Source organism: Pseudomonas sp. MNR3A (genome assembly GCF_009650575.1).
GTDB classification, from domain to species: Bacteria; Pseudomonadota; Gammaproteobacteria; order Pseudomonadales; family Pseudomonadaceae; genus Aquipseudomonas; species Aquipseudomonas machongensis.
This window is the reverse complement of sequence record NZ_VZZS01000001.1, coordinates 13,383-29,124: the sequence shown is the minus strand read 5'-3', so window position 1 is coordinate 29,124 and position 15,742 is coordinate 13,383. Positions and strand designations below refer to the sequence as shown.

The 15,742-nt window shown below is 63.6% G+C and carries 8 protein-coding genes; 3 read left to right on the top strand and 5 right to left on the bottom strand.

The genetic code is table 11. From position 1 onward, the window contains the following. Positions 1 to 37 precede the first annotated feature (37 nt). Entirely contained in the window at positions 38 to 1,165 is a 1,128-nt protein-coding gene (locus F6X62_RS00125; protein ID WP_153772350.1) for a GNAT family N-acetyltransferase, read from the bottom strand. A gap of 264 nt (positions 1,166 to 1,429) precedes the next feature. On the opposite strand from F6X62_RS00125, the gene F6X62_RS00120 reads away from it, so the two are divergent. Continuing rightward, positions 1,430 to 2,674: a putative porin gene (locus tag F6X62_RS00120; protein WP_054893302.1), complete on the top strand. Its 1,245-nt coding sequence runs from the start codon at positions 1,430 to 1,432 to the stop codon at positions 2,672 to 2,674. A gap of 189 nt (positions 2,675 to 2,863) precedes the next feature. Here the strand turns inward: F6X62_RS00120 and F6X62_RS00115 are convergent, their stop codons facing one another. Together F6X62_RS00115 and hrpA are read right to left on the bottom strand one after the other, a co-directional pair. After that, entirely contained in the window at positions 2,864 to 3,985 is a 1,122-nt protein-coding gene (locus tag F6X62_RS00115) for a beta-ketoacyl-ACP synthase III (protein ID WP_153772349.1), read from the bottom strand. A gap of 211 nt (positions 3,986 to 4,196) precedes the next feature. Beyond that, a complete protein-coding gene (gene hrpA / locus F6X62_RS00110; protein WP_153772348.1) occupies positions 4,197 to 8,102 on the bottom strand; it encodes an ATP-dependent RNA helicase HrpA in 3,906 nt (1,301 codons plus the stop codon). A 908-nt stretch (positions 8,103 to 9,010) separates the two neighbouring features. Between hrpA and F6X62_RS00105 the strand changes: the two genes are divergently transcribed. Next, complete coding sequence (locus tag F6X62_RS00105; RefSeq protein ID WP_054893306.1) at positions 9,011 to 10,375, top strand: glutamine synthetase family protein; 1,365 nt, start codon at positions 9,011 to 9,013, stop codon at positions 10,373 to 10,375. A gap of 31 nt (positions 10,376 to 10,406) precedes the next feature. Beyond that, positions 10,407 to 11,714 carry an FAD-binding oxidoreductase gene (locus F6X62_RS00100; RefSeq protein ID WP_153772347.1) on the top strand — a complete coding sequence of 436 codons (1,308 nt, stop codon included), beginning with the start codon at positions 10,407 to 10,409 and terminating at the stop codon, positions 11,712 to 11,714. A gap of 42 nt (positions 11,715 to 11,756) precedes the next feature. Here F6X62_RS00100 and fadD1 read toward each other — a convergent pair whose 3' ends face one another. Then, the gene (gene fadD1, locus F6X62_RS00095) at positions 11,757 to 13,454 is read right to left on the bottom strand and encodes a long-chain-fatty-acid--CoA ligase FadD1 (protein WP_153772346.1); all 1,698 of its coding nucleotides are present in this window, start codon (positions 13,452 to 13,454) and stop codon (positions 11,757 to 11,759) included. A 445-nt stretch (positions 13,455 to 13,899) separates the two neighbouring features. Continuing rightward, positions 13,900 to 15,588, bottom strand: a complete 1,689-nt coding sequence (gene fadD2 / locus F6X62_RS00090; RefSeq protein ID WP_063543708.1) for a long-chain-fatty-acid--CoA ligase FadD2 — start codon at positions 15,586 to 15,588, stop codon at positions 13,900 to 13,902. Between the last annotated feature and the right edge of the window lie 154 nt (positions 15,589 to 15,742).

The following is a 15,742-nucleotide window of genomic DNA, read 5'->3' as shown; positions in this document are numbered from 1 at the left end:
CGGGCTTGCCCCGCGATAGGGCCGGCACAAACCCCACTCAACCCCGCCGATACGGCAGCATCTCCCGCGCCTGCAGCGCATACTCCTTTACCCCGTCTCGCTCCTGGGCCAGGAACTCATCCACCGCCCGCCGCAGCCCCGGATGGCGCAAGTAGTGCCACGAGCGCGTCAGCACCGGCTCGAATCCGCGAATCAGCTTGTGCTCCCCCTGGGCCCCGGCGTCGAACCGCTGCAACCCTTCGGCAATCGCATAATCCATGCCCTGGTAGAAGCAGGTCTCGAAATGCAGGCGGTCGAATTCGTCCAGGCAGCCCCAGTAGCGACCATAGAAACTGTCGCCTCCGACCAGGCTCAAGGCCATGGCCACGTCGCGGCCGTTCTGCCGTGCGACCACCACCCGCAGCGCCTCGGGCATGCGCTCGGCCAACAGGCTGAAGAACTCGCGGGTCAGGTAGGGCGCACGTCGCCGCACCGCATAGGTGTTGGCATAGCAGCGGTAGACGAAATCCCAACGCGCCTGGTCAAGCTCATCGCCACGCAGCCACTGGAAGTCGATGCCCTGCCCGGCCACCTGTTCGCGCTCCTTGCGCATCTGCTTGCGCTTGCGCGAACTGAGGGTGTCGAGAAAGTCCTGAAAGTCCCGGTAACCACGGTTGCGCCAGTGGAACTGGCAGCCCAGGCGCTCCATCCAGCCCGGCTGGGCGAGCATCTGCTCGTCCAGGCTGCTGTCGGTGAAGTTGATGTGCGCACCGGACAGCTCACCCTTGACCAGGTACTCCGGCAATGCCTGCAACAGCAGCAGGGCGTCGGCGGGATCCGCGCTCAGCAGGCGCGGCCCGCTGACCGGGCTGAACGGCACTGCCCCGAGCAGCTTGGGGTAATAGGCGATACCCGCACGCTCACAGGCGTCGGCCCAGCCATGGTCGAACACGTATTCACCAAACGAATGCCATTTACGGTAGGCCGGCAGTAACGCCCGCACCTCGCCGTCACGCTCCAGCACCAGGTGCTCGGCGGCCCAGCCGGTCTGGCGGCTGACGCTACCGCTGTCTTCCAGCGCACTGAGAAAAGCATGGCTAAGGAACGGTTGGCCGGCAGGCACCAGCGCGTCCCAGGACAGTGCCGGCAGATCACGCAGGTGGGCAAGGCTGTAGAGGCTGGTCACGACGTCGGCTCCCTGAACACAGGTCGCCAGTATCGCCAAAGGCGCCGGATCGCTCAAATGACGATGACTGTTCTTATAACCATGTGAGTAATTACTTAACAGCAGTGCCACTAAATAGACATTATTCTGTAATCCCCCCTCGCAATACTTGCGCCTGTTTTTCGGATGCCGAGAACCTGTCTAGTCAGGCCTTTTCCGGAGACATGCCAACTTGGGGGTGGGCGCACAAAAGCCTCCCCATACTTTTCCAATAGGGAGAACCTTATGCGTCTTGTTTCTACACTTACCGGAGTTAGCCTCACCGGCATGATGCTGGCCCTGAGCGCCCCGGCCAGTGCTGCAGTCGACGCCAAGCTGCTCGAAATGCTCCGCGCCAACGGCTCGATCAACCAGGCGCAGTACAGCGAACTGCAGGCCGATCTGGCAAAAGAAACCAAGGAAAAGGCCGACCAGAAGGCACAGTCCGAGCGCCTGAGCTCCTTCGAACAGAAAGTGGCATGGGCCGCCAAGACCCAGATCAAGGGTGACGTGCGCCTGCGTTACGAAGACGTCAACGTCGACAACCCACGCAGCGGCAGCGGCAACCAGGACCGCGAGCGCGTCCGTGCCCGCGTCGGCTTCTACAGCGAAATCAACCCGCAGGTCGACGCTGGCGTGCGTATCGCCACCGGCAGCAGCGCCGATGGCCGTTCGACCAACCAGAGCCTGGACAACTACTTCGAAAAGAAATCGCTGTGGGTCGACCTGGCCTACCTCGACTGGCACCCGACCGCCATCCCGAACCTGCACCTGATCGGCGGCAAGATGCAACAGCCTTGGGTGAGCATGGGCGACATCATCTGGGATAGCGACCTGAACCCTGAAGGTGTGGCTGTCACCTACAAGACCAACCTGGGCGGCGCCGAGCTGTTCGGTAGCGCCGGTCAGTACACCCTCAAGGACAACGTCGACGGCGACGGCGTGCAGTTCAAGCACGACGCCCAGCTGTACCACGGCCAGTTGGGTGCTCGCTTCGCACCGGCTGATACCCTCAAGGTCACCGTTGGCGGCAGCATCTACGGCTACGACAACGACAAGGAATCTGCCGCTCTGCGTCAGTTCGGCAACACCACCACCGAGTTCAACCTGGTGGAAGGCTTCGGTCAGATCGACTTCACCGGCTTCGCCATCCCGCTGGCCGCCTACGGTCAGTACGTGAAGAACACCGACAGCACTGACGGCGAAGACAAGGCCTGGCTGGCGGGTGTGAAGACCAAGCTCGGCGCCTGGAGCCTGGACTACAACTACCGCGACGTACAGCGCAACGCTGTGGTCAGCGCCTTCACCGACTCCGACTTCGGCAACGGCTTCACCGGTAACCGTGGTCACAAGTTCAAGGTCGGTTACGAAATCGACAAGAACTTCGCTGTCGGCGCGGCTTACCTGATGGCCAAGACCGACCGTTCGCAGCTGCCGAACACCGACGCGGACGTCGACACCCTGCAGGTCGACCTGGAAGCCAAGTTCTAAAAGAACGCTCCCCTGCGTAGCTCAGCGGGAAGTGCCGACCCCATCCGGCGCTTCCCGCTTTTTTTCGTCTGCTGATAACGACGGCGGCCTTTTCGCGGGCAAGCCCGCTCCCACAGATATACGACAGCCCTTAAGGGCAGTAGTGTACCTGTGGGAGCGGGCTTGCCCGCGAAAAGGCCGCAGCCGTTATCAGCGCTTGCGCAGAATCACACTACCAATCGAATACCCCGCCCCGAACGAGCTCAGCACCGCCACCGATCCTCTCTCCAGGTCATCCTGGTACAGGTGGAAGGCAATCACCGAGCCGGCCGAACTGGTGTTGGCATAACGGTCGAGAATCACCGGTGCCTCCTGCTCGCTCACCTCACGCCCCAGCAGCTTCTTGACGATCAGGTGGTTCATGCTCAGGTTGGCCTGGTGCAGCCAGAAGCGCTTGACGTCGGAAGGCTGCAGGTCGTTCTCGGCCAGGTGCTTGCCGATCAGCTCGGCGACCATCGGGCAGACTTCCTTGAACACCTTGCGTCCTTCCTGCACGAACAGCTTGTCGCGGGTGCCTTCACCCTCCTCCGCCGCACGGTTGAGGAAGCCGAAGTTGTTGCGGATGTTGTTGGAGAACGAGGTCAGCAGCTTGGTGCTGACGATGTCGAACTGATGCTTCGATGTCGCCTGGTCGGCGCGCTCAAGCAACACGGCAGTGGCGGCATCACCAAAGATGAAGTGGCTGTCGCGGTCACGGAAGTTCAGGTGGCCGGTGCAGATCTCCGGGTTGACCATCAGGATCGCCCGGGCCTGGCCGAGCTGGATGCTGTTGGCGGCGTTCTGGATGCCGAAGGTGGCCGAGGAGCAGGCCACGTTCATGTCGAAACCAAAGCCCTGGATGCCCAAGGCCTGCTGCACCTCGATGGCGATCGCAGGATAGGCGCGCTGCAGGTTGGAACAGGCGACGATCACCCCATCGACGTCGGCAGCGGTACGACCGGCGCGCTCCAGCGCCTGGCGGGCTGCAGCCACGGCCATTTCGCAAAGAATGGAGTACTCGTCATTGGAGCGCTCGGGCAGGCGTGGCTTCATGCGCTGCGGGTCGAGGATGCCGACCTTGTCCATGACGAAGCGGCTCTTGATGCCCGACGCCTTTTCGATGAACGCCGCGTCGGACAGCGGCGCCGGCTCGACCTCGCCACGCTCGATGGCGGCGGCGTTGTCTGCGTTGAACTGTTGCGACCAGGTGTTGAAGGATTCCACCAGTTCTTCGTTGGAGATGCTCTGGGCCGGGGTATACAGGCCGGTGCCGCTGATCACGACGTTGTGCACGGTCGTTCCTCTGGTCTGTGGCCTGCGCCTGGCGGGCGTTGGCCGGGATGGGCTGTGATTAATGGCACTTTAGTGCCAACTTGAGATCGTCAGCGAGGGCTGCGCCCTCGATCGCGGGGCAAGCCCGCTCCCACAAAGTGAGAGCGGAGTTGTCATGCGATGGGCCGCAACGCGGCCCAAATTGCACCAATATTGCCACAACTCAGGGAATTTAGGCTTCCACCAAACTCCACTGCTTGCTCAATCGCTTATCGGAAACCGCCACTTTCGTCCCCAACTGCTGCGCGAACAGCGACACCCGGTATTCCTCCAGCAACCAGCGATACAGGGTCAGTTCGGCGTCACGCTTGCCCTCCTGGGCATGCTTGTCGGCGCGGGTCGTGTACTGCGTCCACAGGTTGCCGAGCTCGCCGCTCCAGACCCGGTCCTTCTGCACCTGCGAACCCAGCTTCTCCAGGCGCAGCTCGATGGCCTTCAGATAGCGCGGCAGTTCCTTGAACCACTGCGCCGGCGTCTCGCGCACGAAGCCTGGATACACCAGGTTGCCCAGTTGCTGCTTGATATCGTTCAGTGCCACGGCCTGGCTCAGGTCGATCTTGCCCTTGAAGCGCTTCTGCAGGCCATGCCACAGCTTGAGCACTTCCAGGGTCTGGCGTGCCAGCCGCTCGGCATGCTCGGTCCAGTCGCCACGCTTGCGTTCAGCGAGCGAGGCCAGCGCGGCGCCGTCGCGCGGCAGTGGCGTCTCGCCTTCGAGCACACAGCTGTCGAGGCTGGCCAGCAGGATATCCTCGACCAGCGATTCGACCCGGCCCAGCTCGCGGTACAGCAGCCCCAGCTCGGTCAGCCCCGGCAGCTTGCCGCGCAGGAACTTGGCAGGCTCGGCCAGCTGTTGCAGCAACAGGCGCTGCAGCGCGCGGCGGTGCTGGAATTCGGCTTCGGCCTGGGTCGAGAAACGCCCCTCGCGCACCGCGCCGTTGTCTTCCACCAGTGCTGGATACACCGTCAGCGAAAGGCCGGCGATCTTCTGCTGGGCAGTCTGCGCCACCTGGGCGAAGGCCTTGGCCTGCACCGGCTGTTCGGTTTTCTCGCTACGTGGCAACGCCAGCGCGGCCTGGCTGGCAGCGGCGAACCGCGCGGTCAGCTCGGCCAGGTCGCGGCCTTCGCCGAGGAACTTGCCCTGGCCGTCGACCACCTCGATGTTCATGCGCAGGTGTCCTTCGACCTGCCCCGCCGATTCGGCCCACGCCTCGTCCGAGACGCGCGCGCCGGTCATGCGCAACAGTTCCTGGCCCAGGGCCTGCGGCAAGGCGCCCTGGCCGAAGGTCATGCGCGACAACGCCGCCTTGACGAAGTCCGGCACCGGCACGAAGTTCTTGCGCAAGGCCTTGGGCAGATTGCGCACCAGGGCCACGCACTTGGCCTCCAGCAGCCCCGGCACCAGCCACTCCAGGCGTTCGCCCGGCAGGTTCGGCAACAAGGGCGCTGGCACCCGGACGGTGACACCGTCGCGCGGGTGATTGGGTTCGAAGTGATAGCTCAACGGCAGGCGCAGGTCGCCCACCTGCAGGTGGTCCGGGTACTGCGCGGCGGTGACTTCGCTGGCCTCACGGGCGAGCACGTCCTCTTCGCGCATGATCAGCAGGTTGGCGTCCTTCTGGCTGTTCATCCGATACCAGCTGTCGAAGGTCGCGGTCTGGTGGATCTCTTCCGGCAGGCGCGCCTCGTAGAAGGCGTACAGCGTCTCTTCGTCGGCCAGGATGTCACGACGGCGGGCCTTGGCTTCCAGCTCATCGAGCTGCTCGAGCAGGCGCTTGTTGGCCGACAGGCACTTGGCCCTGGACTGGATCTCGCCACCGACCAGCCCCTCGCGGATGAACAGCTCGCGCGAGGTCACCGGATCAATCGGACCGAAGTGCACCGGGCGTCGACCGACCAGGATCAACCCATACAGCGTGATCTGTTCATAGGCGACCACCTGCCCGCGCTTCTTCTCCCAGTGCGGCTCGAAATGGTTCTTCTTGATCAGGTGCCCGGCCAGCGGCTCGATCCAGTCCGGCTCGATCTTGGCGACCATGCGCGCATACAGCTTGGTGGTTTCCACCAGCTCGGCCGCCATCACCCACTGCGGGCGCTTGCGGCCGATGCCGGACGAAGGGTGCACCCAGAAGCGCCGCTGGCGCGCGCCCTGGTAATCACCCTCTTCGGTCTTGTGGCCGATCTGGCTGAGCAGGCCGCTGAGGATCGCCTTGTGCATGCGCTGGTAATCGGAGGCATCCTTGTTCACCGCCAGCTGCAGGTCACGGCAGATCAGCGACAGCTGGCGATGCGCATCACGCCACTCGCGCAGGCGCAGGTAGCTGAGGAAGTTCTTGCGGCACCAGTTGCGCAGCGGGTTGGCGGTCAGCGCCTGGCGCTGCTCCTCGAAGCCGCGCCACAGGTTGACCAGCGCGGCGAAGTCCGAATCGACATCTTTCCACTGCGCGTGCGCCTGGTCAGCGGCCTGCTGGCGCTCCGGCGGACGCTCGCGCGGGTCTTGTACCGACAGCGCACTGGCGACGATCAGCACTTCCTGCAGGCTGCCCTGGCGGGCACCTTCGAGCAGCATGCGGCCCAACCGCGGGTCGATCGGCAGGCGCGCCAACTGGCGGCCCAGCGGGGTGAGCTGGTTCTCGCGGTTGACCGCCGAGAGCTCCTGCAACAGGTTGAAGCCGTCGCTGATGGCCTTGCCATCCGGCGGCTCGATGAACGGAAACGCGTCGATCTCGCCCAGGCGCAGGTGCAGCATCTGCAGGATCACCGCCGCCAGGTTGGTGCGCAGGATCTCGGGGTCGGTGAACGCTGGGCGGCCGTTGAAATCATCTTCGCTGTAGAGACGGATGCAGATACCCGGCTCGACCCGCCCGCAACGGCCTTTACGCTGGTTGGCGCTGGCCTGCGACACCGCCTCGATGGGCAGGCGCTGGACCTTGGCGCGGTAGCTGTAGCGGCTGATGCGCGCGGTACCGCTGTCGATCACGTAGCGGATGCCCGGCACGGTCAGCGAGGTTTCGGCAACGTTGGTCGCCAGCACCACGCGTCGGCCACTGTGGGACTGGAAGATTTTCTGCTGCTCGGCCGGGGTCAGGCGCGCGTACAACGGCAGGATCTCGGTGTGGCGCAGCTGCGCCTTGCGCAGGATCTCGGCGGCATCGCGAATCTCACGCTCGCCGGGCAGGAACACCAGCACATCGCCCGGGCCCTTGCCCTGGCTGCGCTCGTGCTGGGCGATTTCATCCAGCGTGGCGAGGATCGCCTGGTCGACCGTGAGGTCGTCCTCGACCTGGTTGCCCTCCTCGTCCTGCTCGCTGGTCAGCGGGCGGTACCAGGTGTCCACCGGGTAGGTACGGCCGGATACCTCGATGATCGGCGCGCCATCGAAGTGCTTGGAGAAACGCTCCAGGTCGATGGTCGCCGAGGTGATGATCAGCTTGAGGTCGGGGCGCCGGTGCAGCAGGGTCTTGAGGTAGCCGAGCAGGAAATCGATGTTCAGGCTGCGCTCGTGGGCTTCGTCGACGATGATCGTGTCGTAGCGTTCGAGGAAGCGGTCGTGCTGGGTTTCGGCCAGCAGGATACCGTCGGTCATCAGCTTGACCAGGGTGTTGGAGTCGCTCTGGTCCTCGAAGCGCACCTGGTAACCGACCAGCGCCCCAAGGGGTGTGCCGAGCTCTTCGGCAACCCGCGTCGCCACGCTGCGCGCGGCGATCCGGCGTGGCTGGGTATGGGCGATCAGGCCATGACTGCCGCGGCCCAGTTCCAGGCAGATCTTCGGCAACTGGGTGGTCTTGCCCGAACCGGTTTCGCCGGCGATCACCAGCACCTGGTGCTCGGCCAGGGCTTTCTTGATCTCGTCGCGCTTGGCGGCGATGGGCAGGCTGTCGTCGTAGCGGATGCTCGGCACGCTCTGCTGGCGCGCGGTGACCTGGGCGCAGGACGCCTGGACCTTCTCCACCCACTGCGCCAGCTTGCCCTCGTCGGGGCGCTTGCGCAGCTCGTGCAGTTGCCGCCGCAGGCGATGGCGGTCGGCGATCATGGCGTGGTCGAGGTTTTGCAGCAGTTTGTCGATGGCGTGGTCAGTCATGGGGCTTTCTGATGATGCAGGTGAGCCTGCTTTTGCATGATCGGCATTCTTGAGGATGCGCGATTGTCGCAGATTTGCCGGTTCTCTGCTGCCTGTACCGGTCTCTTCGCGGGCGAGCCCGCTCCTACAAGGACTGAGCTGGCTGTCAGATTTTGAACAAGACAGTTACCCCCTACGCGAGCGTGCACCCCGGCAATTTCCGATCAGCCCCGATCCCGTTCGAAATACCGCGAACGCTTGAACAGCAGTCGTGTGCCAGCCACTGTGAAAAAGACGGTCCAGACCAAACCGTCGAACAACAGGTTTTCGTGCTCACCCAGTTTCGTGCAACTCGTAATCGCTGCTGCCATGAAAACCAGATACATGAACACTCGGAGCCTGCTAGACCGGAATAGCCAGTCGACGCCTACCGCGAGAATGCAGATGAAGCCAATTGCAAAGAAGTCAGCCATCACTACCCCGGATTAAATGATCAGCATCAGGCTTCTGGACTGTGGCCCCCTATCCATTACGGTCTGAACACCTCGTAGGACTACTCTGAAATCCACTCCCCAATCGGCGCAAATGTTTAGCCAGCTCTGGAGTGAACGTCGCCATTCACTGCTTTAATCAACCTTACCCACCATGTGAGTATCCAGGGCATGATTCCCGACCCGATCACCGCGCCCCCGCTGTCACGCCCTTCGCTGCCGAAGGTCAGGGCCCGCGCCGGTGAAAATCCGCTGGTCCACGTCATCCTCGCCTTCTGGGCCCTGTGGCACTGCCGCCATGCTCGCCCGCCGGATACCTCGCTCGCTGTCCATTGACGCCTACCGCAGCCCTGCGGCTGCCTGAATCCGTCCGACGCACCGCGCCAACCCGCGGTGGTCTTGTGCGCCCCTGAACGACAGGGGCGCGAGCGAGCCCCCATGCACTTTGCCAACCCCGAGCAAGCCCGCCGTTTCCTGGCCGAAAACCCCGACATCGACCTGATCGAACTGTTCATCCTCGACGCCAACGGCGTGCCGCGCGGCAAGCTGCTGCACCGTGACGAGCTGATGGCGGTGTATGAAAGCGGCCGGCCGCTGCCCAGCACCATCCTTGGCCTGACCCTCAATGGCGACGATGTGGAAAACTCGGGCCTGGTCTGGGATGTCGGTGACATCGACTGCCGCGCCTACCCCCTGGACGGCAGCCTGGTACGCCTGCCCTGGCGCCGGGTGCCGACCGCCGCGGTGCAGGTCAGCATGCACCCCAGCGAAGGCCTGCCCGCCAGCATTGCCGACCCGCGCCATGTCCTGCTGCGCACCATCGAGGCCCTGAAGGCCGACGGTTATCACCCGGTGATGGCCTGCGAGCTGGAGTTCTACCTGCTCGACCAGCAGCGCGATGCCCAGGGCCGCCCGCAACCGGCGCTCGACAGCGACGGCGGCCGACCACGCAGCACACAGGTTTATGGCCTGCGTGAGCTGGAACAGATCGAGCCCTTCCTCGCCGACCTGTATGCCGCCTGCAAGGCCCAGGGTATTCCGGCACGCACGGCGATTTCCGAGTATGCCCCCGGCCAGGTGGAAATCACCCTGGAACACGGCGATGCGCTGGCAGCGATGGACCAGGCCGTGCGCTACAAGCGCCTGGTCAAGGGCGTGGCCCATGCCCACGGCATGCAGGCCTGCTTCATGGCCAAGCCCTTCGCCCAGATCGCCGGCACCGGCATGCACATGCACCTGAGCCTGGCTGACAGCGAAGGCCGCAACCTGTTCGCCAGCGAAGACCCGGCCGGTACGCCGCTGCTGCGCCAGGCCGTGGCGGGCATGCTGCGCCACCTGCGCGATTCGCTGCTGCTGTTCTGCCCCAACGCCAACTCGTTCCGCCGCTTCCAGGCCAACAGTTATGCGCCGCTGGCGCCGACCTGGGGTGTCGACAACCGCACCGTGAGCCTGCGCGTACCCGGCGGCCCGGCACCCAGCCGACACATCGAGCACCGTATCTGCGGCGCCGATGCCAACCCTTATCTGGCTGCCGCGGCCATTCTCGCCGCCACGCACCAAGGCATTCGCGAACAACTGGACCCTGGCGCTCCGGTCGAGGGCAACGGCTATGCCCAGGCCACCGAGCACCTGCCCACCGACTGGCTCACCGCCCTCGATGCACTGGAGCACTCGGTTTGGGCTCGCGAAGCGCTGGGCGATGCGTTCCTCGGGGTATACCTGAAGGTCAAACGCGCCGAATACCGCCAGTTCATGGCCGAAGTCAGCGAACAGGACTGGCGCTGGTACCTGCACCAGGCCTGAGCCCTACCCTATTCAGAACAAGGAACATCCCATGAACGCAGCACTGAACAACGGCCCGGCCCAGCGCGCACCGTCCTACTACAGCGCCACCCTCAACGATCGGACCGAGTACCCGACGCTCAACGGCACCGAGCAGGTTGATGTGGCGATCATCGGTGGCGGCTTCACCGGCGTCGCCACCGCCGTGGAGCTGGCCGAGCGCGGCCTGAAGGTCGCCATCGTCGAGACCAACCGCATCGGCTGGGGCGCCAGCGGGCGCAATGGTGGCCAGGTGACTGGCAGCCTGTCCGGCGACGAGGCCATGCGCACGCAGATGCGTGACCGGCTCGGCAGGGAGGTGGACGATTTCATCTGGCACCTGCGCTGGCGCGGGCACCAGATCATCGAGCAGCGCGTGGCGCGTTACGGCATCCAGTGCGACCTCAAGCGCGGCCACCTGCATGCCGCAATGAAGCCGTCGCACCTGGAGGAACTGCGCGCCTTCGAAGCCGAGGCCCAGCGCCGTGGCATGGGCGACCAGGTGCAACTGCTCGACCGCCAGGGCATCTCGCGCCATCTGCAGAGCCCGCTGTATCTCGGGGCACTGAAGAACACGCGCAACCTGCACCTGCATCCGCTCAATCTGTGCCTGGGCGAGGCGCGGGCTGCGCACAGCCTCGGCGCGCTGGTCTTCGAAAATTCGGAAGTGCTGGATATCGTCCACGGCCCGAGCCCGGCAGTGGTCACCGCCAATGGCCGGATCGAGGCGCGCCAGATCCTGTTGGCGGGCGATGTGTACCACAAGCTCGAGCAGCGCCAGCTCAAGGGCAAGATCTTCCCGGCCATGGGCGGAATCGTCACCACCGCGCCGCTGGGCGAGCTGGCCGAGCAGATCAACCCCGAGGACCTGGCGGTGTACGACTGTCGCTTCGTGCTCGACTACTACCGCCTGACCGCAGACAAGCGCCTGCTGTTCGGAGGTGGCGCCAACTATTCGGGGCGTGATTCGCGGGACATCGAAGCCGAGCTGCGCCCTTGCATCGAGCGCACCTTTCCGGCGCTCAAGGGCGTGCCGATCGAATTCAAGTGGAGCTGCGCCATGGGCATCGTGGTCAACCGCATCCCACAGCTGGGCAAGCTGTCGGACAACGTCTGGTACTGCCAGGGTTACTCCGGGCATGGCATCGCGACCAGCCACATCATGGGCGAGATCATGGCCGAGGCATTGACCGGGACGCTGGAGAAGTTCGACACGTTCGCCGCATGCAAGCACATCAAGGTGCCGATGGGGGATTTGCTGGGCAATCCGCTGCTATCGGTGGGGATGTGGTACTACCAGATGCTGGAAAAGTTGCGCTGAAACCAACACCGGCCCGCTCTTGCAGGAGCGGGCCGGTGTGAATCAGGCGATCTTCTTCAGCCCCAGCTTCTTCATCTCTTCGTCGCGCAGCTCACGACGCAGGATCTTGCCGACGTTGGTGGTCGGCAGGGCATCGCGGAATTCGATGAAACGCGGCACCTTGTAGCCGGTGACATTGGCACGCATGTGCTCCATCACCTGCTCCTTGGTCAGCGTGACACCCGGCTTGGCGACGATGAACATCTTGATCACCTCGCCCGACTTCTCGTCCGGCACGCCGATCGCGGCACACTGCAGCACGCCCGGCAGGGCGACCAGCACGTCTTCCAGCTCGTTGGGGTACACGTTGAAGCCCGAGACCAGGATCATGTCCTTCTTGCGGTCGACGATGCGCATGTAGCCGTCGGGCTGAATCACCGCGATGTCGCCGGTCTTCAGCCAGCCTTCGCTGTCGAGGATCTCGGCGGTGGCGTCTTCGCGCTGCCAGTAGCCCTTCATCACCTGCGGGCCCTTGATGCACAGCTCACCGACTTCTCCCAGCGGCAGTTCCTGGCCGCTGTCGTCGATGACCTTGCACAGGGTGGACGGCACCGGGATACCGATGGTGCCGATCTGGTTGGCTTCGGACGGGTTGACCGCCGCCACCGGGCTGGTCTCGGTCATGCCGTAGCCTTCGCAGATGGCGCAGCCGGTGACCGCCTTCCAGCGCTCGGCCACGCTCAGTTGCAGGGCCATGCCACCGGAAAGCGTCACCTTCAGCGCCGAGAAGTCCAGGCTGCGGAAGGTTTCGTTGTTGCACAGGGCGACGAACAGGGTGTTCAGCCCGACGAAACCGCTGAACTTCCACTTGCCCAGTTCCTTGACCATCGCCGGCAGGTCGCGCGGGTTGCTGATCAGCACGTTGTGGTTGCCGATCAGCATCATGGCCATGCAATGGAAGGTGAACGCATAGATGTGGTACAGCGGCAGCGGCGTGATGATGATCTCGGAGCCTTCCTGCAGGTTCGAGCCCATCAAGGCGCGGCACTGCAGCATGTTGGAGACCAGATTGCGGTGGGTCAGCATCGCGCCCTTGGCCACACCCGTAGTGCCGCCGGTGTATTGCAGCACAGCCACGTCATTGGCTTGCGGGCTGGCCTCGATGACCGGCTGGCCGCGGCCCTTGGCCAGTGCGTCGTTGAAGCGCACCGCCTGGGGCAGGCTGTAGGCCGGCACCATCTTCTTCACATACTTGATGACGCTGTTGATCAGCACGCGCTTGAGCGGTGGCAGCAGGTCGGCCACCTCGGTGACGATGACATGCTTGACCTGGGTCTTGGGCAGGACCTTCTCGACCAGGTGCGCCATGTTGGCCAGGCACACCACGGCCTTGGCACCGGAGTCGGTGAACTGATGCTCGAGTTCACGCGCGGTGTACAGCGGGTTGGTGTTGACCACGACTAGGCCGGCGCGCATGGCACCGAACACAGCGACGGGATATTGCAGTACATTGGGCAGTTGCACGGCGATGCGATCGCCGGGCTTGAGGTCGGTGTGCTGTTGCAGCCAGGCCGCGAAAGCGCCGGACAGGGTATACAGCTCGCCGTAGGTGAGGGTCTTGCCGAGGTTGCTGAACGCCGGTTTGTCGGCGAAGCGATGGCAGGATTGCTTCAGTACGGCCTGGATGTTGGGGAATTCGTCAGGATTGATTTCCGCCGTAATTCCGGCTGGGTATTTATCCTTCCAAAAATGTTCGATCATGGAAGCCCACTCCTTTAGCAACAGCGAATTCTTCACGCGTCGATGCGTTTATTATTGATATGAGATGAAGGGATTCATTGCAAACCGCATCATCTGAAAGCGCGCCGAGAGTAACAGCTTTGCCTGGGGTCGCCTAGAGGGCTTAGCAAGCCTCAATAGTCACCAAAGTGACTCAATGAACTCTATAAGTCATTTCTAGAGTATTTAATCAAAATGTCGCATTGCGGTGCGTGCGGCAGTCGACTCGGTCCCTGTAGGAGCGGGCTTGTCCCGCGATCGGGCGCGAAGCGGCCGCAAGCCAGGCAGTCGAGATCGTCCTGATAAATCTCGGTGCCAGGTTCTACGGCCGCTTCGCGCCCGATCGCGGGACAAACCCGCTCCCACAGGGATTGGGCTGGACTTTAAATTCTGAGCAAGACAATTGCTCCCACAGATGCGCTGGATTTCAGGCGATGTCGCGCAACTCCCGACGCAGGATCTTGCCTACCGGCGTCATGGGCAGTGAATCGCGCAGCACGATGTGCTTGGGCACCTTGTAGCCGGTGAAGTTGGCCTTGCAGAAGGTCTTGAGCTCCTCGACGCTGACACCGCCCGCCCGAGGAACCACGAACAGTTTTACCGCTTCGCCGGAGCGTTCGTCGGGCACGCCGATCACCGCGCAACTGGCCACCTGCGGGTGGCCCATGACCACGTCCTCGATCTCGTTGGGATACACGTTGAAGCCCGAGACGATGATCATGTCCTTCTTGCGGTCGACGATGCGGGTGAAGCCGTCCGGGTCGATCACCGCGATGTCACCGGTCTTGAACCAGCCGTCGGCATCCAGCGCCTGGGCTGTCGCCTCCGGCTGTTGCCAATAGCCCTTCATGACCTGCGGCCCCTTGATGCACAGCTCGCCGCGTTCGCCCAGCGGCATCTCGTTGCCGTCGTCGTCGATGACCTTGAACGCGGTGCCGACCACCGGGATGCCCACCGTACCCAGCCGCGCCAGTTGCCCGTAGGGGTTGGTGCTCGCCACCGGTGAGGTTTCGGTCAGGCCGTAACCCTCGACGATGCGACAGCCGGTCAGGCTCTCCCAGCGCTCGGCGGTGGCCTTGACCAACGCTGTGCCGCCGGAGTTGGTGACCTTCAGCGCCGAGAAATCCAGCGACTTGAAGCCCGGGTTGTCCATCAGCGCGACGAACAGGGTGTTCAAGCCCAGCAATGCCGAAAAGCGCCACTTGCCCAGCTCCTTGATGAAGCCCGGAATGTCGCGCGGATTGGTGATCAGTACGTTGTGATTGCCCGTGACCATCATGCACATGCAATTCGCAGTGAAGGCATAGATGTGATAGAGCGGCAGCGGCGCGATCATCACCTCCTGCCCTTCCTTGATCAGCGGCTGGCCGTCGGGCCCGTGCTGGGCGAAGCAGGCCAGCACCTGCAGCATGTTGGCGACCAGGTTGCCGTGGGTGAGCATCGCGCCCTTGGCCAGCCCCGTGGTGCCGCCGGTGTATTGCAATACGGCGACATCCTCGAGCGTCTGCACCACCGGCTTGTACGTGAGTTCACGGCCCTCGCGCAGTACCTGCTTGAACGACACGGCCTGGGGCAGGCGGTAGGCCGGCACCATCTTCTTCAGCTTGTCGACCACCGTGTTGACCAGCCAGCCCTTGGCGGCCGGCAGCAGGTCGCCCATCTTCGCCTCGATCAGGTATTCGATGCCGGTGTCGGGCAGCACCGTCTGCACGCGCTGGCCGAACATGTTCAGGTACACCAGCGCACGGGCGCCGGAATCCTTGAACTGGTGGCGCATCTCGCGCTCGGTGTACAGCGGGTTGGTGTTGACCACGATCAGCCCGGCGCGCATCGCGCCGAAGACGGCGATGGGGTATTGCAGGACATTGGGCATCTGCACGGCGATGCGATCACCGGGCTTGAGGTCGGTGTGCTGTTGCAACCAGGCCGCAAAGGCCGCCGAATGGCGCTCCAGCTCGGCGTAACTGAGGGTGACGCCGAGGTTGCTGAACGCCGGGCGGTCGGCGAAGCGCTTGCAGGAACGCTCGAACACTTCGACGACGGATTTGTAAGCAGTGATGTCTATGGTGGACGGCACGCCCGCCGGGCGCTTGTCATTCCAGAAGTCGGCTTGCATTTATTGTTGTTCCTCAGCCTGAACCGTCCATGACCTGATTGCCCAACGGCAAAAAGGCGTTGAGCCGACGTTAGCAGGTAAGCCGGAGGTGGCAAATACGCCAAGGCCTGCCATTAACATTGTGAATCTTATTTGTGCCCCTGCTGCAATCCTG